The sequence below is a fragment of the Methylobacillus sp. MM3 genome (assembly GCF_001645185.1).
In the GTDB taxonomy this organism is placed as follows: Bacteria; Pseudomonadota; Gammaproteobacteria; order Burkholderiales; family Methylophilaceae; genus MM2.
In genome coordinates this window covers 39,340-60,786 of record NZ_LXTQ01000050.1, presented here as the reverse complement: position 1 = coordinate 60,786, position 21,447 = coordinate 39,340, and the positions used below count along the sequence as shown (strand labels likewise).

Genomic DNA, 21,447 nt, shown 5'->3' with positions numbered 1-21,447 from the left:
GTTCACGCGAGGTGCCATGGTAAGATAAGCGCCTTTGATTTTCAATCGGTTGTATGAACCTGCTCAAAGCTCTGGCCGCTGTCGGCAGCATGACATTCCTCTCCCGTATCCTGGGTTTCGTGCGCGATACCTTGATTGCGCGAGTCTTTGGCGCCGGTGTTTATACCGATGCTTTTTTCATTGCTTTCAAGATTCCCAACCTGTTGCGCCGCCTGTTTGCCGAAGGAGCGTTTTCGCAGGCTTTCGTGCCGGTGCTGGCTGAATACAAGAACCGGCGCGGCCATGACGAAACGCATGCGCTGGTGAATCACGTCGCGACGCTGCTCGGGCTCGCGCTTTTGGTAGTGATGATTATCGGCGTTATCGCTGCGCCCTGGGTGGTTTATCTCAGCGCGCCGGGCTTCAAGTCCAGCCCGGACAAGTTCCAGCTGACGGTCGATCTGCTGCGCATTACCTTTCCTTATATATTCTTCATTTCGCTGGTGTCGCTGGCGGGCGGCGTGCTCAATACCTGGAGTCGATTTTCGGTACCGGCATTCACGCCAGTGCTGCTCAATCTTTCCTTCATCGTTGCCGCGCTGTTTTTTGCGCCGTATTTCGATCCGCCCATCATGGTATTGGCGTGGGCAGTATTTTTTGGTGGCGTGGCGCAACTGGCTTTCCAGGTGCCGTTCCTGCTGAAAGTCGGATTGGTGCCGCGATTCAGCCTCAATCTGCATGATGAAGGCGTGTGGCGTATTCTGAAATTGATGGGACCCGCGGTGTTTGGCGTGTCGATTGCGCAGCTCAGCCTGTTGATCAACACCATATTCGCTTCTTTTCTGCAGACCGGCAGCGTTTCCTGGCTGTATTACGCCGACCGGCTGATGGAGTTCCCGACCGGCATGCTCGGCGTGGCGCTCGGGACCATCCTGCTGCCCAGTCTTTCCAAAAGCTACGCCGACAAGACGGATGGCGAATATTCCCAATTACTGGATTGGGGGCTGCGGCTCACCTTCATGCTGGCGCTGCCCTCGGCCGTGGCGCTGGCGGTGCTGGGCGTGCCTTTGATCGCGGCGCTGTTCCGTTATGGCGAATTCAATGCGACCGATCTTTTCATGACCCGGCAAGCGCTGGTGGCCTATAGCGTCGGGCTGCTTGGACTGATCCTGATCAAGGTGCTGGCTCCTGGCTTTTATGCGCGCCAGAACATCAAGACGCCGGTCAAAATCGCAATTTTTACGCTGCTGGCTACACAGGTCATGAATCTGGTGTTTGTCTTTGGCTTGAATCTCGCCCATGCAGGTCTGGCGCTCGCGATTTCGCTGGGGGCGTGCCTGAACGCCGGTCTCCTTTATTATTATCTGCGGCACGACGGCATTTTTCAGCCGCAACCGGGTTGGATATTATTCCTGCTCAAATTATTGGTGGCGGTGAGCGCAATGGGTGCCGTGCTGTGGTTCGGCATGGGTGTGGAAAGCAATTGGCTGCACTATGGTTTCGTTGAAAAAATACTGCGGATCATGATGCTGGTAGCCGGCGGAGCAGGGACGTATTTCCTTGCATTGTGGCTGCAAGGGATTCGCCTGCGGGATTTCATGCGCCGGACAAAGGCCTAATATTTAGATCGATGAACATGCAAGTTTTTCGTCATATTCCTTCCAGGACTGCTGCTCCGATTGCGCTGGCCATCGGCAACTTCGATGGCGTGCACCGTGGGCATCGCGCCATTCTTGAGATGCTGTGCAATCGCGCCGCCGAGCTCGGGCTTGCACCCTGCGTGATGACCTTCGAGCCGCATCCGCGCGAGTTTTTCTCGCCAGCTACCGCGCCGGCGCGGCTTACTTCGCTGCGCGAAAAGCTGGAGATGTTCGAAGGTGCCGGCGTGGCGTCCGTGTACTTGTGCCGCTTCGATAGCAAATTCGCCTCCATCAGCGCACAGGCGTTCACGGACGATATTTTGCGCCGTTTGAATGCGCGTCTGATCCTGGTCGGCGGGGATTTCCGTTTCGGCGCGGATCGTACCGGCGATATTGGAATGCTGCGCGACGCGGGTTTTGCAGTGGAAAGCGTTCCGGACGTGACGGTGAATGGCGAACGGGTTTCCAGTACCGCGATACGCAAGGCATTGGCGGATGGCGATCTCAAGCATGCGGCTGCGCTGCTGGGAAGGCCGTATAGCCTCAGTGGACACGTAACGCATGGCGACAAACTGGGCCGCGAGCTCGGCTATCCGACCGCCAACATCCATATGCTGCACGACCGGCCGCCGCTTTTCGGCATCTATGCGGTAAAATTGAGCGGAATTGCCGAAGAGGCGCTGCCCGGCGTTGCCAGCCTGGGCGTGCGCCCGACCATGAAGATCAACGGCAGGCCGACGCTGGAAGTCCATCTGTTCGATTTCGATCAGGATATCTATGGTCGTCACGTGCATGTGATTTTCAGCAAAAAGCTGCGCGACGAAGAAAAATTCCCCGACCTGGAGGCGCTGAAGCGCCAGATGGCCATCGATGAGCAGATGGCGAGAGATTATTTCAAGAACGAATCATGACCGACTATAAAAATACGCTGAACCTGCCCGATACCCCTTTCCCGATGCGCGGCGATCTCGCCAAGCGCGAACCGGCATGGGTGCAAGCCTGGCAGGAGAAGCAGCGCTACCGTAAAATCCGCGAAACCGCGCAAGGCCGCCCCAAATTCATCCTGCACGACGGCCCGCCCTATGCCAATGGCGACATTCACATCGGTCATGCGGTCAACAAGATCCTCAAGGACATCATCGTCAAATCCAAGACGCTGTCCGGCTTCGATGCACCCTATGTGCCGGGCTGGGACTGTCACGGTCTGCCGATCGAACTCATGGTCGAGAAGCAGCATGGCAAGGACATTCCGCCGGCCAGGTTCCGCGAACTGTGCCGTGAATACGCCAAGGCGCAGGTGGAGCGCCAGAAGGCGGATTTTATCCGCCTCGGCGTGCTGGGGGATTGGGAGAATCCCTACCTGACCATGGATTTCAGGACCGAGGCCGACATCATGCGGAGCCTGGGTGAAATCTATAAAAACGGCTATCTGTACCAGGGCTCCAAGCCGGTGCACTGGTGCGTGGACTGCGGCTCGGCGCTGGCCGAGGCGGAAGTCGAGTACGAGGACAAGAATTCGCCCGCCATCGACGTTGGCTTCAAGGCGGTGGACAACGAAGCGCTGGCGCGCGCATTCGGCGTCGCGCATCTGAATGCGCCGGCGTTCGCAGTAATCTGGACCACGACGCCATGGACGCTGCCTGCCAACCAGGCGGTGTGCGTGCACCCCGAACTCAGCTACGATTTGATCCAGACCAGCAAGGGATTGCTGATTCTCGGCCACGAACTGGCCGAAGCAACGCTGACGCGTTATGGCGAATCCGACACGCAAGTGCTGGGCTCGTGCAAGGGCGCGGCGCTGGAAAACCTCAAGCTGCAACACCCGTTCTACGACCGTACCGTGCCCGTCATCTGCGGCGACCACGTGACCACTGACGCCGGTACCGGCCTGGTACACACTGCGCCCGCACACGGTCTGGAAGACTATGCGGTCGGAATGCGCTACGACCTGCCGGTGGACAACCCGGTGGGTGATGACGGCAAGTTCTACAGCCGCGTCGAGAAATTCGCCGGCATGAGCATCTGGGATGCCAACAAGGCCGTCATCGAGACGCTGCAAGCCAACGGCGTGCTGATGGCGTCTGCGCGCCTCAACCACAGCTATCCGCATTGCTGGCGCCACAAGACACCGGTGATTTTCCGTGCGACGCATCAGTGGTTCATAGGCATGAGCCAGCACGGCAAGGACGGAAACACGCTGCGCGGCATTGCCAACGCGGCGGTGGCGCATACCGAATTCTTCCCGGCCTGGGGGCGCGCGCGCCTCGAAGCCATGATCAAGAATCGCCCCGACTGGTGCGTGTCGCGCCAGCGCAACTGGGGCGTACCGATGCCGCTGTTCGTGCACAAGGAAACGGGCGAGCCGCATCCGCTGACCGCCGAGCTGCTGGAAAAAGTAGCGCTGCAGGTCGAGCAGCAGGGCATCGAGGCTTGGTTCTCGCTCGACGGCGCGGCCTTCCTGCAGGCGCATGCGCCCGAAGGCGCCGAGCAATACAAGAAAGTCACCGATACGCTGGACGTGTGGTTCGACTCCGGCGCCACGCATGCCGCGGTGCTGAAGCGCCGCCCGGACCTGAGTCATCCGGCCGATCTGTATCTTGAAGGTTCCGACCAGCACCGCGGCTGGTTCCAGTCCTCGCTCCTGACCGGTTGCGCCATTGATGGCCGTGCGCCATACGAGGCACTGCTGACGCACGGTTTTGTCGTCGACGGCAACGGCTACAAGATGAGCAAATCCAAGGGCAACGTGATCGCGCCGCAGAAAGTGATGGATACCTACGGTGCCGACATCCTGCGCCTGTGGGTCGCGTCGACCGACTATTCCGGCGAGTTGACCATCTCCGACGAAATTCTGAAGCGCGTCGTCGAGAGCTATCGCCGTATTCGTAATACGCTACGCTTCCTGCTCGCCAACCTGGCTGATTTCGATGCGCAGAAGGATATGCTGCCGGTCGAGCAATGGCTGGAAATCGACCGCTACGCGCTGGCGATGACCAAGGCACTGCAGGACGAAATGACGGCTGCCTACGCGCGTTACGAGTTTCATTTGGTGGCGCAGAGGTTCGTCGGTTTCTGCTCCGAAGACCTGGGCGGCTTTTATCTCGATATCCTCAAGGATCGCCTCTATACCGCAGGCAGCGACTCGCGCGCACGCCGTGCCGCGCAGAGCGCGCTGTGGCATATCACGCAGAGTCTGCTGAAACTGATGTCGCCCATCCTCAGCTTTACCGCTGAGGAAGCCTGGGCAGATGTGGGCGGCGGTGCCGAAGACAGCGTTTTCCTGCACTTGTGGCACGATTTCCCGGCGGCGGATGAAGCGCTGGTCGGTAAATGGGGAACCATCCGGGAGTTCCGCGCACGCGTGTTGAAGCAACTGGAAGAAGTACGTGCCGCAGGCGGCATCGGGTCATCGCTACAGGCAGAACTGGATGTCTATGTGAATGGCGTGACGCATGACGCGCTGGCGACGCTGGACGACGATCTGCGCTTTGCGTTGATCACCTCCCGCGCCACGCTGCATCGTGCAACCAGCGAGACGGATGAAAAGATCGTCGTCACGCCGAGCGCACATCAGAAATGCGAGCGTTGCTGGCACTACCGCGCCGACGTGGGCGCCGATGCTGCGCATCCGCACATCTGTGGCCGATGCGTGAGCAACCTCTACGGTGACGGGGAGCCTCGCGAACATGCGTAACTGGCTGGGACTCAGCGGGATCATTGTCGCGCTCGACCTCTACACCAAGCATCTGGTGCAAAGCGCGCTGACCTATGGCGAGCATGTGCCGGTGACGTCATTCTTCGACCTCGTGCTGTTTCACAACGAAGGCGCGGCGTTCAGCTTTCTCGCGGGTGCCGGCGGCTGGCAGCGATTGTTTTTCAGCGCCTTCGCGATTATCGCTTCCGGCGTGATTATTCACCTGCTGCGCAAGCATCCGGAAAAGAAACTGTTTTGTTTCGCGCTCAGCCTGGTGCTGGGCGGCGCGCTGGGTAACCTCTACGACCGCCTGACGCTGGGCTATGTGGTGGATTTCCTGTTCTTCCACTATGAAACCTTCTATTGGCCGGCGTTCAATGTCGCCGATTCGACAATTACCGTAGGCGTGATCCTGCTGCTGTGGGATGGCCTGATCGAAGAAAAAGTGCATGCCGGCAAGCAGGAGCGCTCGCTGCGCTCCTGAGCCTCAGTCTCTTCCTGTCTCCGGGTGTCAGTTTCGTTGCGCGACGTGCTGCTGCTCTTCGTCGTGTTCACGCAATAGTTTGCGATAGCTCAGCAAGTCGGCGGCATCCAGATGCGCTCGCATCTTTGACCGATGGGGCAAATTGCCGAGGGTGATGCGAGTGCCCAGCCCGGCATAAATATCCCGGTTGCCAAAGGCGCGCAGCAGCGCCTTGAAGGTCGCTTCTCCGGTGCAATGACCCGGGGCGATGAAACCCACCTGATAAGTATCGTGGAGCGCGCGGACGATGCGTTCGATTTCGGGATCTTGCGCGACCACCAGATGCAGCCCACCCGCAACCAGCAGGATATGGGTATCGATGCGAGTCGCGGCGGCGACGATGCGGTCAATGCCGGGATGCGCGCAGCCGACGACCAGTACCATGCCTGCGGGCGTCTCGATGGCAAGCGAAAGCTCGCGCAGTTCCAGCGTGCCGGGCTTGTCTGAGACCAGCGCGATCAGGTGGATGCCCGACACAATCTCGGTGTCATGATCGATCAGCGTGAAGCGCGCGTTCGGCCAGGCGGAACCGAAGCGCATGACTTTAGGCGGTGCACCGTCGAAATAGCGCTGCTCCCGCGGCAGCGAGTCATCCTTGCGATAAAAGCTGCTGGGCAGATCGGCGCCGTAGACCCCAAACCCTTCCTTGGGTGCATAGATCATGACCCTGGGGTTGACGCGCAACAGATAGCTCATGCCGCCCATATGGTCGCCGTGCCGGTGCGACATCACCACAAAATCCAGTCGGCTGAGGTCGACGCCGCTGGCCTTGGCGTTCTGTTCCAGCACTCCCGCGTCATTGCCCGTATCAAACAGGATGCGCTTGCCCTGGTATTCGATCAGCGCGGCATATCCCCAGTCTTTCTTCATTGCCGAAGATTTGCCGAACGCGTCGTACAGTACGGTAATGCGGAAGGCGGGAGAGGAGAGGCCGGATTTTTCGGGAGGAGCCTGGGCCGTGCTGCAGCCTGCGGCGAGCAGGCATAACAGGCTCATGATCAGGAGCGGAAATCGAATATTCACGATACCCCCTTTCGGCCGTCGGTAGGGTGCTTATTGAGCATGCGGCCCAGAATTGCAGTGTGAACCGAATCGAACGAGAACGCTAGCGAAGAGCTGTGCTGTCAGCGATACAGCCAGCCGCGTCGCATCAGCCATTTTTCGGCTTCTACTCCCCAGAAGACAATGCTGGAGATGGCGAAGCAGGCGGCCAGCTCCGATGCCGTGAGCGGTTCGGTGCGGAAGATCGGATTGAGCGCCGGCACGTAAAGCGTCGCCATCTGCAGCGCGATGGTGCCGATCAGCACGAATAGCAGCGACCGGTTGGAAAAGAGCCCCAGCGTAAAGATGGATTCGCGCTCGGAGCGCACGGCGAGCACATGGCCGAGTTGCGACAGCGTCAGCACGGTGAACACCATGCTTTGCCAATGTGCACCCTCCTGGTTGATCGCCCAGGCTTGCGTCAGCAGGGTAATTCCGCCCATCAGCAGGCCGACCCATACGATATGCTGCCACATTCCGTGCGCAAAAATGCTTTCCTGCGGCGGGCGCGGCGGGCGCTGCATCACATGGCGTTCGGCCGGCTCGACGGCGAGCGTGATGCCGGGCAGGCCATCGGTGACGAGGTTGATCCATAGAATATGAATCGGCAGCAGCGGGATGGGCAGGCCGAGAAACGGCGCGAGCAGGATCACCCAGATTTCGCCGGCGTTGCTGGTCATGCCGTATTTGATGAACTTGCGGATGTTGTCGAAGATGCGCCGGCCTTCGCGCACCGCATGCACGATGGTGGCGAAGTTGTCGTCCAGCAGGATCATATGCGCCGACTCGCGTGCCACGTCGGTGCCGCCCTTGCCCATCGCCACGCCGATGTCCGAGGACTTGAGCGCAGGCGCGTCATTGACGCCGTCGCCGGTCATCGCCACGAACTCGCCGTTGGCTTGCAGTGCATCGACGATACGGATTTTCTGCGCCGGGTCGACGCGGGCGTAGACGCGGACGGTTTCGACGCGCAGGCGCAAGTCGTCATCTGACAGCACACCCAAGTCGGAGCCGGTGAGCACGGCAGCTTCGCCATTTTCAACGATGCCCAGGCGATGCGCGATGGCGATGGCAGTCGCGGGATGATCGCCGGTAATCATCACCGGCGTGATGCCGGCGGCCTTGCACTCGGCGACGGCATGATGCGCTTCGCGGCGCGGCGGATCCATCAGGCCGACGAGGCCCAGCAGTGTCAGGTCGCGCTCGGCGTCGGCCAGCGGTTCCGGCAAAGCATCCATGCTGCGCATCGCGACGGCGATGACGCGCAGCCCGGATTGCGCCATGGCTTCGGCCTCTGCCTGCCATTTGTCGCTTTGCAGCGGAGCGACGCCCTCGCTTCCAAGCTGGCTGGCGCAGCACTGCAGGATGCTCTCCGGCGCGCCCTTGGAGTAGGCGATATAACCGGTTTCCTGCCGATGTAGCGTGGTCATGCGCTTGCGCTCAGAATCGAACGGAACTTCGGCTGTCCGTGGCTGTGCAGTTTCCAGTACTGCCCGGTCTGCGCCGTGTTCGAGCGCGGTCTCCAGCAACGCGATTTCCGTCGGGTCGCCGGAGGCATGGCCGGATTTTCCCAGCGTCGCATCGCTGTTGAGCGCGAGCGCTTCGAACAGGCTGCGCCACAACGCTTGATCCGGATTCGGCTGGTCGGTGCCGTTCGCGAAAAAGGCTTCGGCATGCATGCGGTTCTGCGTCAGCGTGCCGGTCTTGTCGGAGCAGATATAAGTGATGGAGCCCAGCGTCTCGACCGCCGGCAGGCGTCGCACGAGCGCTTTCTGCCCGACCATGCGATAGGCCCCGAGCGCGAGCGACACCGCGATCACCGCCGGCAATGCTTCGGGAATGGCTGCGACGGCAAGACTGATCGCCGTCATGAACATCAGCAGCGGCGATTCACCGCGGATCAACCCGGCCGTGAAGACGATCACGCAGATGGCGAGCACTGCGAATGCAAGGCGGCTGCCGAAACTCGCCAGTCGTTTTTGCAACGGCGTTTTGCCTTCTTCCGCGCCGGAAAGCAGCGTCGCGATCTTGCCCAGTTCCGTACCCAGGCCGGTCGCGACGACGATGCCGCTGCCGCGCCCGTAAGTGACCGTCGTGCCTTTGTAGGCCATGTTGCTGCGGTCGCCCAGCGGCAGTTCTACGGTTTCCAGTTTATGCATCGCCTTTTCCACCGGATGCGATTCGCCGGTCAAGGCGGCCTCGGCGATGCGCAGGTGTGCGGTTTCCGCGAGGCGAACATCGGCGGGAACAATATTGCCTGCTTCTAGAAACACCACGTCTCCAGGGACGATTTCATGCGAGGGCAGCGTGGCGATCTCGCCGCCGCGCCGCACGCGGATGGAAGGCGAGGACATCTGGCGCAGCGCAGCAATGGCGCGCTCGGTGCGGTACTCCTGCACGAAGCCGATGACGGCGTTGAGGGTGACGATGACGACGATGGCGAGCGTGTCCTGCGCTTCGCCGACGAACATCGACACGACCGCCGCGGCCAGCAGCACGAGGATCATCACATCGGCGAATTGCGAGAGAAAGATGCGCAGCGGGGTGCGCCGTTTGCCTTCCGGCAGCGCGTTAGGCCCGTGCTGCTCCAGCCGGCTGGCGGCTTCGGCGGCGGTCAGGCCGTGCGCAAGATTGGTATCGAGGTGTCGGGCGACATCCTCATGATGCAGGCTGTGCCAGAGCTTGTCAGGCGATGGAGTCATCGAAGGGCTGTTCGGCTTCCAGCCACATCACATTGATGACGCCGAAGGCGACGGCTAACCCCAAGCCAAGTATCCAGGCGAAATACCACATGACGAGCTCCTAATAGGCAGTATGCGTGTTGTCTTGAATGGATTGTATCGTGACCTTGCCGCGCATCACGCGATACACCCAGGAAGTGTAAACCATGATCAGCGGCAGGAAGATGAGCGTCACGATCAGCATGATGCCCAGCGTCTTCTGGCTGGAGGCCGCGTCCCATAGCGTCAGGCTGCTGTTGGGGTCGGTGGCGGACGGCATGACGAAGGGGAACATCGAGAACCCGGCCGTCAGGATAATGCCGGCCAAAGCCACGGAACTGAAAAAGAACGCGACGAATTGTCGTCCCGCGCGGCCTTGCCACAAGGCCAGCGCGATGCCGGCAAACGCGGCGGCCGGCGCGGCCGTCATCCACGGATAAGTCCGGTAATTGCCCAACCATGCACCGGCGGCTTTTTCGACCGTCTTGGCCAGCGGATTGAAGGCGCTGTTGGCCTCCGGCATCGTGAGGATACGGAAACCGTCGATACCCAGCGCCAGCCAGATGCCGGCCAGCGCGAAAGCGGCGGCGCATACCGCACCGGCATACAGCGCGGCTTTGCGTGCGCGCTGCTGGACTGCGCCGTCGGTGCGCAGTTCGAGGTAAATCGCACCGTGCATCATCAGCATCGACAGGCTGACCACGCCCGCCAATAATGCGAACGGATTGAGCAGCGCCCAGAAACTGCCGGTGTAGAACGAGCGCATGGTGTCGTCGAAATGGAAAGGCAGGCCCAGCAGCAGGTTGCCGAAAGCGATGCCGAACACCAGTGCCGGCACTGCGCCGCCAATGAACAGCGCCCAGTCCCAGGCGTTGCGCCAGCGCGGATCGGCGAGCTTGCTGCGGTAATCGAAACCGACCGGGCGGAAGAACAGCGCGAACAGCACCAGCAACAGCGCGATATACAACCCCGAGAAAGCGGCGGCGTAGGCCAGCGGCCATGCGGCAAAAATCGCGCCGGCAGCGGTGATGAGCCAGGTCTGGTTGCCCTCCCAGGTGGCACCGACGGTATTGATGATGACGCGGCGCTCGTCGTCGTTTTTGCCGAGAAAAGGCAGCCAGGCGGCAACGCCCATGTCGAACCCGTCGGTCACGGCGAAGCCGATCAGCAGCACGCCGATGAACAGCCACCAGATAAGCTTGAGTGTTTCGTAGTCGAAAAACATCGTATTCCCCTTACGCCGCTGCGCGTTCGAAATGGTATTTGCCGGTATGCAGGCTGGAAGGCCCGAGGCGCGCATACTTGAACATCAAATACAGCTCAATGATTAGCAGCAGCGTGTAGAAACCGAGGAAGCCGGCCAGGCTGAAATAGAGATCGCCGGTGGAAAGCGAGGAACTGGAAAGCCGTGTCGGCAGGATGCCGGAAATTGTCCACGGCTGACGGCCGTATTCTGCGACGAACCAGCCCAGCTCGGCGGCCAGCCACGGCAGCGGAATCGCGACGACGGCCAGTTTCAACAGCCAGGGTTTTTCCGCAATCTGACGGCGCGCGCTGTAATAGAACGTGGCGGCAAAGATGAACAGGAACAGAATGCCCAGCCCGACCATGATGCGGAAAGACCAGAACAGCGGGAATACGCGCGGGATGGTGTCATTGGCGGCGAGCTTGATCTGCTCTTCGGTGGCATCGGTCACGTTGGGCGTGTATTTTTTCAATAGCAGGCCATAACCGAGGTGCTCCTTGTGCTCATCGAAAGCTGCCTGCGCACCGGTATCGCCGGACTTGATCTTCGTCAGCGCATCGTAGGCCAGCATGCCGTCGCGGATACGTTGCTCATTCTCCTTCTTGATATCGACGATGCCGATGACTTTCTCGTCGATGGAGCGTGTCGCGATCAGGCCCAGCACGTAAGGGATCTTGACCGCATAGTCGGTGCGCTCCATTTCCTGGTTGGGCAGGCCGATCAGCGTAAACGCGGCTGGGGCTTCCTCGGTATGCCATTCGGCTTCGATGGCGGCCAGCTTCACTTTCTGCACTTCGCCGGTGGTATAGCCGGATTCGTCGCCGAGGACGATCACGGAAAGAATCGAAGCGAGACCGAAGCCGGAAGCGACCGCAATCGAGCGCAGCGCGAAGCCGGTATCGCGCTTCTTCAGCAAATACCAGCTGGAAATCCCGAGCACGAACATCGAGGCCGTCACGTAGCCCGCCGCCACGGTGTGGACGAACTTGACCTGCGCCACCGGATTGAAGATCAGCGCTGCGAAATTGGTCATTTCCATGCGCATGGTTTCGAGGTTGAATTCCGCGCCCACCGGGTTCTGCATCCAGCCGTTGGCGATCAAAATCCACAGCGCGGAGAGGTTGGAGCCGATCGCGACCAGGAAGGTCACCATCAGGTGCTTTTGCTTGGATAGACGATCCCAGCCGAAGAAAAACAGCCCGACAAAGGTCGATTCGAGGAAGAACGCCATCAGCCCTTCGATGGCGAGCGGCGCGCCGAAGATGTCGCCGACATAGTGCGAGTAATACGCCCAGTTGGTGCCAAACTGGAATTCCAGCGTGATGCCGGTGGTCACGCCCATCGCGAAGTTGATGCCGAACAGTTTGCCCCAGAAGCGGGTCATGTCCTTGTAGACCTGCTTGCCGGTCATCACATACACCGACTCCATGATCACCAGTATCCACGACAGCCCCAGCGTCAGCGGCACGAACAGAAAGTGGTAAAGCGCAGTGGCCCCGAATTGCAGGCGGGAAAGGTCAACGACTTCGGCGGAAGGCAGCATGCAGGTCCTTGCTTGTTATTTGTTCAGAATGACGCGGGTCACGTTTCCTGCGCGATCCTCCCTGGGCATCGGCTGGTCGAACCAGAGCGCCCAGATCGTATACAGCAGTACCCCTTTGGCGATGAGCACCAGAATGATTTCCCACTTCAGGGCGAGCATCCGTTTACGCGATGAGGACGGCGATGGCGACATGGCGACAGTGTAGCAAAGTTGGCTGGAAAGAATCAGGGTTTGCCCCGCCGCTCGGGAGAGAGAAAGCGCACGACATTCGGGTCCGGCCGGGGTGGGCGAATGTGGGCAAACCCTGGAGATTTCATTCTAGCGGTGCGATGCCGTCGCCGGAATGCGGCATGTTGTCGCATCGGCCCGATGAACTGGCGCTAGGGCCGCGGCGGGCGCTTCAGCAATTTGCGTTGCAAGGTGCGGCGGTGCATGTTGAGGGCGCGGGCTGTGGCGGAGATATTGCCCTCGTGCTCGGCCAGCACGCGCTGGATGTGTTCCCACTCCAGCCTGTCCACCGACAACGGATTGGCGGCGACAGAAATCGTTTCGTCACCCTGGTCGCGGTTGAATGCCGCGACGACATCGTCTGCATCCACCGGCTTGGCGAGATAGTGCGTGGCGCCGAGCTTGATGGCCTCGACGGCCGTGGAGATGCTGGCATAGCCGGTGAGTACGACGATGCGCGTCGCGGGCTCGATGGCGTTCAGGCGGCGCACCAATGCCAACCCCGATTCGCCGGGCATCTTGAGATCGACCAGTGCGTATTCCGGCGGATCGGCTTCGGCGATGTGCGCGGCGGAGGCGGCGTCGTGCGCTACCGTGACTTCGAAGCCGCGCCGGCGCAGCGCACGGGCCATGACTTCGCAGAAGGTCTCGTCGTCGTCCGCCAGCAGCAGGCTGGGCAGAGTGGCATTCTCGGCATTCATGATTGTGGCTCCACTTCAAGTCTCGTCAGCGGCAGCCGGATACGGGTAAGCGTGCCGCCCTGCGCATGGCTTTCCAGATTCACATCGCCGCCGTGGCGGCCGAGGATGGTGCGTGCCAGATAGAGACCGATGCCCATGCCTTTTTCCTGTTTGGTGGTAAAGAAAGGCGTGCCGGCGCGTGCGGCGATTTCCGGGGTGAGCCCGCTGCCGAAATCGCGGATGTCGATCCGCAATTCGACGGCATTCCAGCCGCCGTGCATTTCGATGCGCTCGGGCGAGGCGTCGGCGGCGTTGTCGAGCAGATTGACCAGAGCCTGGCCGAGGGTGCGGTCGGCGGCGATGCGCGGAGCCGGAGTCACGCCTTGCAATTGACAATCGAATTGCAGCGCCGGCCGCGTGTCGCGCCAGCGTTGCAGGGTTTCGTTCAAAAAGTCGTCGAGTGCGATACTGCTCGCGCCCTCGCCGCGCATTTGTCCCGCGGAGGCGGCAAGGGATGACAAAATTTCCTTGCAGCGGCCGATCTGCTGGCGAAGCAACGCGAGATCCTGCGCCAGCGCCGGATTGCCGGCGTGCTCGTCGCCGAGTTCCCCGGCCAGGACCGCCATGGTCGCGAGCGGGGTGCCGAGTTCGTGCGCAGTGGCGGCTGCCAGGGCGCCCAATGCCAGCATGCGCTCACTTTCAAGTACTTGTTCGCGCGCTTCGGCGATCAGCCGGTCGTTTTCGCGCAAATTCTGCCCGATACGCGAAACAAATCCGGCCACCAGCAGGGCACTGACGATAAAACCCAGCCACATGCCAGCGAGATGGGTGTCGAGACCGACGCCTTCCAGATCGTTTGCGTGTAGATGCGAAAGCGGAACATAGAAAAAAACCAGCATGGAATAGCACGCCACCGCCAGCCCGGCCATCAGCCAGGCGTAGCGTGCCGGCAGCGCGACGGCGGCCACGGCCAGCGGCAGCAGATACATCCATACCAGCGGATTGCTGTAGCCGCCGGTAAAGTAGAACAAAAGGGTCAGCGCCGCGATGTCGCCGAGAAGCTGCGCGAACAGCTCACCGTCGCGAACCTGGGCGTAACTTCGCAGCCGCAGCCACGTCCAGCCGTTGAGCAGTAGCATGGCGCCGATGGAGGCGACGATGGGCATCAGCGTGATGGGAATGTCGAAATACACCAGCGCCAGCGCGATGGAGCACAGGAAAGCGATCACCACGTTGCGCAGCACGAAAATCCGCAGCAGATTCTTGATGGCGGCGGTGGGTGACGAATAGGGCGGATGAGTCATGCTGCGATTCTAATCCTCCCCGGCAGGCTGAGGAAATGCGGCAATTCGCCGCGGGGGGATGCGCGGTGCGACAACGTGTCGCATTTTGTGATGCTCCGTGATCACATAACATGCAACTGTCAGCAAACTTGGAAGTGCTTCATGATAGACAAGATCAAAGGCTTGCATGCATTCGGTGAGCGTAATCATTTCCGGATAAATCACAAGCATGCATTGTGGCTGCTGGCGATGGTTGCTTTGCCGCTGCACGCGGCACATAAGGACAATGATGCTGATGTTGTGACTGATGAAGTGGAGGTAACGGCTACGCCGACCGATAGCCGGATCGCCAAGCATCCTGCTACCGTGGAAACCTATGACAGGGCGCAGATCGAGGAAACCATTAATGCGACAACAGCCGCGCAAACCTTGAAATATCTGCCCAGCATCCAGGTGCGCGAGCGCTACATCGGCGACCGTAACGGCATCATCGCCTCGCGTACCATAGGCACGCTGTCCAGCGCGCAAAGCATGGTGTATGCAGATGGGATTCTGCTTTCCAACCTGCTGGGCAACTCTTTTGCGTTTCCGCCGCGCTGGGGCGTGGTCAGTCCGGAGGAGATCGAAAGTATCAGCATGATGTACGGTCCTTTCTCCGCGCTGTATGCGGGAAATTCGTTCGGCGGCGTGATGAGCATCTACACGCGTATGCCGGAACGATTCGAATCCCATGCCAGCGCGCAGATGTTCCGCCAGAATTTCGAGCTTTATGGCACTGACGAGGGCTATGAGGGCCGTCATGCCACCGCTTCGGTGGGTGACCGAGTCGGCGATTTCGCGTTCCGTCTGGGCATAGACCGGCTGGAAAACGAAGGGCAGCCGATGAATTTCTCGACTGCCACGCTTTCTGGCATCGCTCCCGGCGGCAGCCCGATAGTCACCGGCGCGTACCGCGACAAGAGCGAGACCGGTGCCGATCGTATCGTTTTCGGCGCCAACAGCATAGACGATACCGAGCAGACCAATATCAAATTCAAGGCAAGCTATGATCTGGCACCAGCCATCAGGGCCGCTTATACCTTGGCAGTGTGGGATATGGACAGCCGTACCGATGTGCAAAGTTATATCAAGGACGCCAGCGGCGCTACGGTGTATAACGGCCGCGTGAATTTCAACGGTGCCCGATACGATATTTCCGGCATGAATCCGGCGGAATCCGAGGCGTTGCACATCATGCAGGCTTTGGATGTGAAATCGAATACCAAGGGGTTTTTTGATTGGGAACTGACCTTATCCGATTACGATTATCAGAAAGATAAAAGTAGTAGTGCCAATCCGTCTGCGACAGGATCGGTGACGGCAGGGAATCCTTATCTCACTCGCATCGGGCGCGTGACCGATCTGGAGGGTACCGGCTGGACGGTATTCGACGCCCGCGCAACCCTGCGTCCGCAGGACCACACAATTGATCTTGGCTACCATATCGATGACTATGAGCTGCGCAGCACGACGCACAATACAAATGACTGGTCGGTCGGCAACAAAGGCTCGCTGAATGCATCCGCGCGGGGCGAGACCCGGACGCAGGCATTCTATGCCCAAGACAAATGGCAATTGGCGCCCGAGTGGGCGCTGACATTAGGTGGCCGCGCAGAGCATTGGCAATCTGATCGCGGGCGCAATCAAACAATGATTTCCGGCACACTGCGTACCGCTGACTATGCGGACAAGTCGGAAACACGCTTCTCGCCCAAGGTTTCGCTCAGTTTCGAGCCACAGCCTGCCTGGGGATTCCGGGCCGCGTTGGGGCAGGCGTACCGCTTCCCCACCGTGAACGAGCTGTATCAGCCCTTGCAGAACGGGGCGACCGCTTACTTCGTGCAGAGTAACCCCGACCTGAAGCCGGAAGAGGTGATCGCGGGCGAGTTTACCGCCGAGCGGCGATTTGCCCGCGGCCTGATCCGTGCCAGCCTTTTTCATGAAAACAAGCATGACGCGCTGATTTCGCAAACCCTCGCCAGCGGCAGCGCGATTCCCTACGATACCGGCACGTGCACCCGGGCGGCAGGCTGCAGCTTCGTGCAGAACGTCGATCATATCCGCACGCGCGGCATCGAACTGGCAACGCAATGGCAGGATGTGCTGATGCATGGCCTGGACTTGCAGGCGAATGCAACCTTTACCGAAGCGGAAGTGTTAAGCAACGAAGCCGCGCCCGCGACGGAAGGCAACAAACCTCCCCGCATTCCGCGCACGATGATCAAGGCCGTAGCCACCTATCATCAGGGGAGCAACATCACCTACAGCCTGGCCGCACGATATAGCGGCAGGCAATACAATGCCCTGGACAACAGTGATATCAACCCTGATACCTTCGGCGGCGCCAGCAAGATTTTTGTGGTGGATGCGCGAGCAACATACAATTTTTCCCAGCGGTGGACGGCGGCGCTGGGAGTCGATAATCTGAACAATTACAAATCCTATGTTTTCCACCCTTATCCGCAGCGAACGGTCTATTTGCAGATGAAGTTCGATTATTGATCATGCGCAAGTTAGCTCCTATATACCTGTTGCTCCTGTTGCTGCCATGTATGGAAGTGGCAGCGCACGAAGCGCATACCCATAACAAAACCACGGCAGCCGCCCGCGCGACTTTGGCTGTCAGCACGCTCTTCGACGAACAGGGACGGCTATGGCGGGCCGAGGTCGATGGCGGGCGGGTGATGGTGAGCCGTTCCGATGACAATGGGCACACCTTCCGCACGCCTGTTGCGGTGAACCGGCAGCCGGAAAAAGTCGGCGGCGAAGGCGAGCTTCGCCCCAAGATCGCTTTCGGCAAAAACGGCGAAATCTATGTCACCTGGACACAGGCGCTGGACAAGTCTTACGCCGGCCACATCAAATTCAGCCGCTCGCTCGACGACGGCAAGTCGTTCTCCGCGCCGGTCATCGTCAATCGCAATACCGATCCCATTACGCATCGTTTCGAGTCGCTTGCCGTGGCGGACGACGGCACGATTTACGTTGCCTGGATAGACAAGCGTGATCTGCAGGCAGCGAAAGCCGCCGGCAGGAAATACGACGGCGCGGCGATTTATGTCGCGGTGTCGCGCGATGGCGGCGCGAGTTTTGGCACGGAATACAAGGTCGCGGACGGCAGTTGCGAGTGCTGCCGCATCGGCATGGCGGCCGAGCCGGGCGGCACGGCGGTCATATTCTGGCGGCATGTTTACGACGGCAGCATCCGCGATCACGCCGTGGCCCGCATCGGGCCGCAAGGCGTCCTGCAAGAGCCGGTGCGCGCGACTTTCGGCAACTGGAAGATCGACGCCTGCCCGCATCACGGCCCCGCCATTGCGCGCGGCGGCGATTGGGGCTGGCATCTGGCATGGTATGACGGCAACGAGAAAAAGCCGGGATTGTATGTCGCGCGTCTGGACAGCGAGGCTTGGGTGACTTCTCCGGCACGCCGTTTCGGCAATGCAGACGCGCAGGCCGGGCATCCGTCTTTGTTCGCACAAGGCGAGCGGGTATGGTTGGTATGGAAAGAGCTGACTGACACCCATGCCGTCATCATGGCGATGGAGTCCGGCGACGGTGGGCGCTCGTGGAGCGAGACGCGCAAGATGGCTGAAACGTCCGGCGCAGCGGATAACCCGTTCCTGATCTCCGACGGCCGGCAGGTTTATCTTTCATGGAATACCAAGGCGGACGGCTATCGCCTGATCCCGATGGGTGTCGGACAATGAAACGGTTGAGCCTGCTCGCTCTTCTGTTACTGGCGCAGTCCGTGATGGCGGCTGACCTTAAGCCTTTCCATCCCGCTAGCCGGACGGCCATTGAGCAGGCGCATGCCGGCCAGCCTTTCGTGCTGGCCTTCTGGTCGGTGGATTGCGCGTATTGCCCGGAGGAAATCAGGCACCTCGGCGCGCTCGTGCGCAAACGGCCGGATATCAGGCTGGTGCTGGTGAGCGTGGATGGCATGGAGATGAAATCCGAAGTCGGCACGAAGCTGGCCGAGTATCTTCCCGACGGGAAAGGCGAGCGCTGGATATTCGCTGCCGACGATCCCGACCGCTTGTATTTCGCCATTGATCGCAAATGGCATGGCGAGCTCCCGCGCACCTATTTTTACGATGGCAAGGGCGATGTACAGGGGCGGTCTGGGGTGGTGAGCTCGACGTGGTTGGTGGAGTGGGCGCGAAGTATTGCGCGATAATTTTTGTTGGAAAGCAAAAGGCGTCCGTGCGGGCGCCTTTTGCTTGATGGGCAGTCTATATCAATCCGTTCGCCCTGAGCTTGTCGAAGGGCGTTTCGGCAAACCCTGATTGTTTTATCCCCATTCGCGGTTCGAAAGGCTCACCACGAACGGAGATGGTGCGAGCCTCAACGAACTTGCCGCGAATCAGGAGCGGAATCCAACAACACGAAGAAGCCCGTTAGAACATCACCGTCACGCTGGTGTTAATCGATCGGCCCATGCCCGGCACGGCAGTGCCGTATTGCGGAGCTGTGGCGCCGGAACCCATGGTGTCGCCCTGGCCGAGGTAAGCACCGCCCAGCGGGTCGTCATAGTCCTTGTCCAGCAGATTGGTGATGCCTATGTCCAGACGCACCCGCTTCCAGGCATAGCTGCTGTAGAAATCGAGCAGGCCATAGCCCGCAGTTTCCAGCTCTTTGCGCACCGACTGGACGTGCATCTTGGATTTCACCAGTTTCGCTTCCAACGTGTTGCTCCAGCTACCCAGTCGATGCTCCAGCGCGACCTTGAGGTTGAGCGGCATGATGTTGTGCAGGTCGTCGTCGGTGGTTGTGTTCTTGCCGCGCGTGTAGCTCAGCACGCCGCTGGCGGCGAAGCGGCCGATACCGCCCATGCTGCCCAGTGCCATTTTTCCAGACACGTCCATGCCATACAGCCGTGCGTCCTGGTTATCCAGGCTCAAGTTGGCGAAGCCGTCGGTGCGTGTCGGGCAGGTGGCGTAGATGCTAGTGCAGGGGATGGCGTCGATGTAGTCGGTGACATGGGTGTAGTAGGGTGCGACCCGCAGGCTCCAAGCCTGTTGTGCGGTGTCGTGCCAGTGGCCGGTGAGACTGACGGTGTGTGCGATCTCCGGGTCGAGGTCCAGGTTGCCGACATAGCCGTTGCCGTCGCCGACCCAGTTGTTCATGTTCATCACCATGCTGTTGTTGCGGGACCAAGTGTAGCGCTCGTGCAGGTTGGGCGAGCGGGTCTTCATCGCATAGCCGGCCTCGAAAGTCTTGCCTGTGTCGGGGGTGAGGCGGACCAGCGCGGTCAGGTCGAGGTTGTGGTCGGTACGGCTGCGATCACGGGCGTTGAAGGTGCCGGGGATACTGGCTGGATCGTTGGGGTCGCCGTAGCTCATCATGCCGCTGGAACTGTAGCCTTGTACCTTGCCGGCATCCATATTGACCGTCTCGTGCCGGATACCGAGTTGCGTTGTCCATTGCCTGTTCCAGAGCGCTTCCCATTCGGTAAAGGCGGCGTAGCGGTCACGTTCGCCGTCGCGGATATTCCAGAATGTATCCGGTGCCATCATTGGTGCGGAGTTGGCAACGGGATCCCACCAGTCGTCGAGTCGGTAGCGCTGGAATTCGGTGCCGACGCGCAGCGTGTCGCGCTCGGAAAGAATCACGTCGCCCTTGAGCATCATTCCGGTGTTGCGGCCCTTGGTGTCCATAGGCATGCCGGCGACATTATTCGCCGCGCCGTACCAGAAGCGTTTGTCGTCGCCGAAGTTCATGCGGTGGCGCGTGCGTTCATGGTAAGCGGAGGCCTCCAGATTGCCCCAGCCATATTGACCGGTGTAGCGCAGGTTGATCTGCCGGCTGTCGTTGTCCGTCATGTCCATGCGCTGGTTGGGGAAGCCTTGATCAGGGATATGTTGCACGCCGAGCTTGAGGTCGAGCAGATGGTTTTCGTGGCGCAGGCCGAAGTCGAGCGCATGGTTTTGCGCCTTGTACGCGGATGATCCGACTTCGTCGCCGTCCAGCCAGCCGCGACCGCTTGCCGCGATCCCGGTGGGCTTGAAGTCGTGGGCCGATTCGTAGTCGTTGGCTTCGACTGTGCTTCCGGTATAGCGGATGGACAGCGTATCGCTCGCGGCTGTTGCGGAAAGATTCGCGCCGCGCGTGTTGTTATTGCTGCGGTAGAAGGCCGAGGATTGCCCCTTGAGCAGTGTCTTTCCCACTTCGGCGAATTCCGGCGCGGCGGAGTCGATCCGTATCGTGCCGGCAATGCTGTCGCCGCCCAGGCTGACCGGCGTGATGTCTGCGTATACCTTGGCATCAGAGACATTGGCCGGATCGATGTACGACAGCGGCGGGTTCATATGGTTGGCACAGGCGGAGATCAAATCCATGCCATCCACCTTGATGCGGATGCGATCGTCCGCCAGGCCGTGGATTGCCGGCAGGCTGGAGACGCCGCCAGCGCGATAGAGGCTGATGCCGGGCTGGCCGTCGAGCAGGGAGGCAGTGTCGCTGGCGCCGGTGCGTTGACGAGTCAGTTCTTCGTCTGCCAAGCCGATGCCGGCGGGCAGCGGTTGCGGGCGTTCGGCGGTGACATCGACGAAAGGCGCGGATACGGTGTTATCGGCCAACGCCGCCGGTGCAAATGCCAGCGCGATGCAAAGGGGAATGCGGCGCAACCGGGATCTGCCGGATACGGGCGAAGTCGGAGATTTTTTTGTGGTTGTGCGGCGGTCTTGCGGAGCCATTTCAAAGGCCTTTCTATCCGGATATCAATGTCTGTCATGATAGAAAGGCCAGTCGAAATGCGGAATGTGACACAGTGTCGCAGGAACGCGAGGCGGATGGGCTGCGGGCATTATCCGTCGCATGGCAAACTCC

16 protein-coding genes are annotated in these 21,447 nt (G+C 60.3%); 7 read left to right on the top strand and 9 right to left on the bottom strand.

Annotated features, from left to right (window positions below):
- The first annotated feature begins 53 nt into the window (after positions 1 to 53).
- The 4 genes from murJ to lspA are packed head-to-tail and all read left to right on the top strand — an operon-like array spanning position 54 to position 5,797.
- Complete coding sequence (gene murJ / locus A7976_RS12165; RefSeq protein WP_067112246.1) at positions 54 to 1,598, top strand: murein biosynthesis integral membrane protein MurJ; 1,545 nt, start codon at positions 54 to 56, stop codon at positions 1,596 to 1,598.
- Between the two features lie 17 nt (positions 1,599 to 1,615).
- The gene (locus tag A7976_RS12160; RefSeq protein ID WP_067112796.1) at positions 1,616 to 2,530 is read left to right on the top strand and encodes a bifunctional riboflavin kinase/FAD synthetase; all 915 of its coding nucleotides are present in this window, start codon (positions 1,616 to 1,618) and stop codon (positions 2,528 to 2,530) included.
- Positions 2,527 to 5,313, top strand: coding sequence for an isoleucine--tRNA ligase (gene ileS / locus A7976_RS12155; RefSeq protein WP_067112243.1), 2,787 nt, complete (start codon positions 2,527 to 2,529; stop codon positions 5,311 to 5,313). The genes A7976_RS12160 and ileS overlap by 4 nt, the downstream gene beginning before the upstream one ends.
- Entirely contained in the window at positions 5,306 to 5,797 is a 492-nt protein-coding gene (lspA, locus tag A7976_RS12150) for a signal peptidase II (RefSeq protein ID WP_067112240.1), read from the top strand. The genes ileS and lspA overlap by 8 nt, the downstream gene beginning before the upstream one ends.
- A 27-nt stretch (positions 5,798 to 5,824) precedes the next feature.
- Here the strand turns inward: lspA and A7976_RS12145 are convergent, their stop codons facing one another.
- From A7976_RS12145 to A7976_RS12115, 8 genes are all read right to left on the bottom strand, one after another.
- On the bottom strand, positions 5,825 to 6,859 hold the full coding sequence (locus A7976_RS12145; protein WP_205633515.1) for an MBL fold metallo-hydrolase: 1,035 nt from the start codon (positions 6,857 to 6,859) through the stop codon (positions 5,825 to 5,827).
- Positions 6,860 to 6,960: 101 nt separating this feature from the next.
- Positions 6,961 to 9,579, bottom strand: a complete 2,619-nt coding sequence (locus A7976_RS12140) for a cation-translocating P-type ATPase (RefSeq protein WP_067112237.1) — start codon at positions 9,577 to 9,579, stop codon at positions 6,961 to 6,963.
- Entirely contained in the window at positions 9,563 to 9,670 is a 108-nt protein-coding gene (cydX, locus tag A7976_RS12135) for a cytochrome bd-I oxidase subunit CydX (protein ID WP_067112234.1), read from the bottom strand. Before cydX ends, A7976_RS12140 begins: the two co-directional genes overlap by 17 nt.
- A gap of 9 nt (positions 9,671 to 9,679) precedes the next feature.
- Positions 9,680 to 10,822: a cytochrome d ubiquinol oxidase subunit II gene (gene cydB / locus A7976_RS12130; RefSeq protein ID WP_067112231.1), complete on the bottom strand. Its 1,143-nt coding sequence runs from the start codon at positions 10,820 to 10,822 to the stop codon at positions 9,680 to 9,682.
- A 10-nt stretch (positions 10,823 to 10,832) separates the two neighbouring features.
- Positions 10,833 to 12,386 (bottom strand): cytochrome ubiquinol oxidase subunit I, encoded by a 1,554-nt coding sequence (locus A7976_RS12125; protein WP_067112229.1) that lies wholly within the window; start codon positions 12,384 to 12,386, stop codon positions 10,833 to 10,835.
- Positions 12,387 to 12,401: 15 nt separating this feature from the next.
- Entirely contained in the window at positions 12,402 to 12,545 is a 144-nt protein-coding gene (cydP, locus tag A7976_RS15210) for a cytochrome oxidase putative small subunit CydP (protein WP_165601741.1), read from the bottom strand.
- Between the two features lie 221 nt (positions 12,546 to 12,766).
- On the bottom strand, positions 12,767 to 13,315 hold the full coding sequence (locus A7976_RS12120) for a response regulator transcription factor (RefSeq protein ID WP_067112226.1): 549 nt from the start codon (positions 13,313 to 13,315) through the stop codon (positions 12,767 to 12,769).
- Positions 13,312 to 14,598 (bottom strand): ATP-binding protein, encoded by a 1,287-nt coding sequence (locus tag A7976_RS12115; protein ID WP_067112223.1) that lies wholly within the window; start codon positions 14,596 to 14,598, stop codon positions 13,312 to 13,314. The genes A7976_RS12120 and A7976_RS12115 overlap by 4 nt, the downstream gene beginning before the upstream one ends.
- A gap of 141 nt (positions 14,599 to 14,739) precedes the next feature.
- Between A7976_RS12115 and A7976_RS12110 the strand changes: the two genes are divergently transcribed.
- Genes A7976_RS12110 through A7976_RS12100 form a run of 3 tightly spaced genes read left to right on the top strand, consistent with a single transcriptional unit; the run spans position 14,740 to position 18,796 of the window.
- Positions 14,740 to 17,118, top strand: a complete 2,379-nt coding sequence (locus tag A7976_RS12110; protein ID WP_205633514.1) for a TonB-dependent receptor — start codon at positions 14,740 to 14,742, stop codon at positions 17,116 to 17,118.
- Positions 17,119 to 17,120: 2 nt separating this feature from the next.
- On the top strand, positions 17,121 to 18,326 hold the full coding sequence (locus A7976_RS12105) for a sialidase family protein (RefSeq protein ID WP_067112788.1): 1,206 nt from the start codon (positions 17,121 to 17,123) through the stop codon (positions 18,324 to 18,326).
- Positions 18,323 to 18,796, top strand: coding sequence for a redoxin domain-containing protein (locus tag A7976_RS12100; protein ID WP_082878117.1), 474 nt, complete (start codon positions 18,323 to 18,325; stop codon positions 18,794 to 18,796). The genes A7976_RS12105 and A7976_RS12100 overlap by 4 nt, the downstream gene beginning before the upstream one ends.
- 220 nt (positions 18,797 to 19,016) lie before the next feature.
- Here the strand turns inward: A7976_RS12100 and A7976_RS12095 are convergent, their stop codons facing one another.
- Positions 19,017 to 21,245, bottom strand: a complete 2,229-nt coding sequence (locus A7976_RS12095) for a TonB-dependent receptor (RefSeq protein WP_067112217.1) — start codon at positions 21,243 to 21,245, stop codon at positions 19,017 to 19,019.
- Between the last annotated feature and the right edge of the window lie 202 nt (positions 21,246 to 21,447).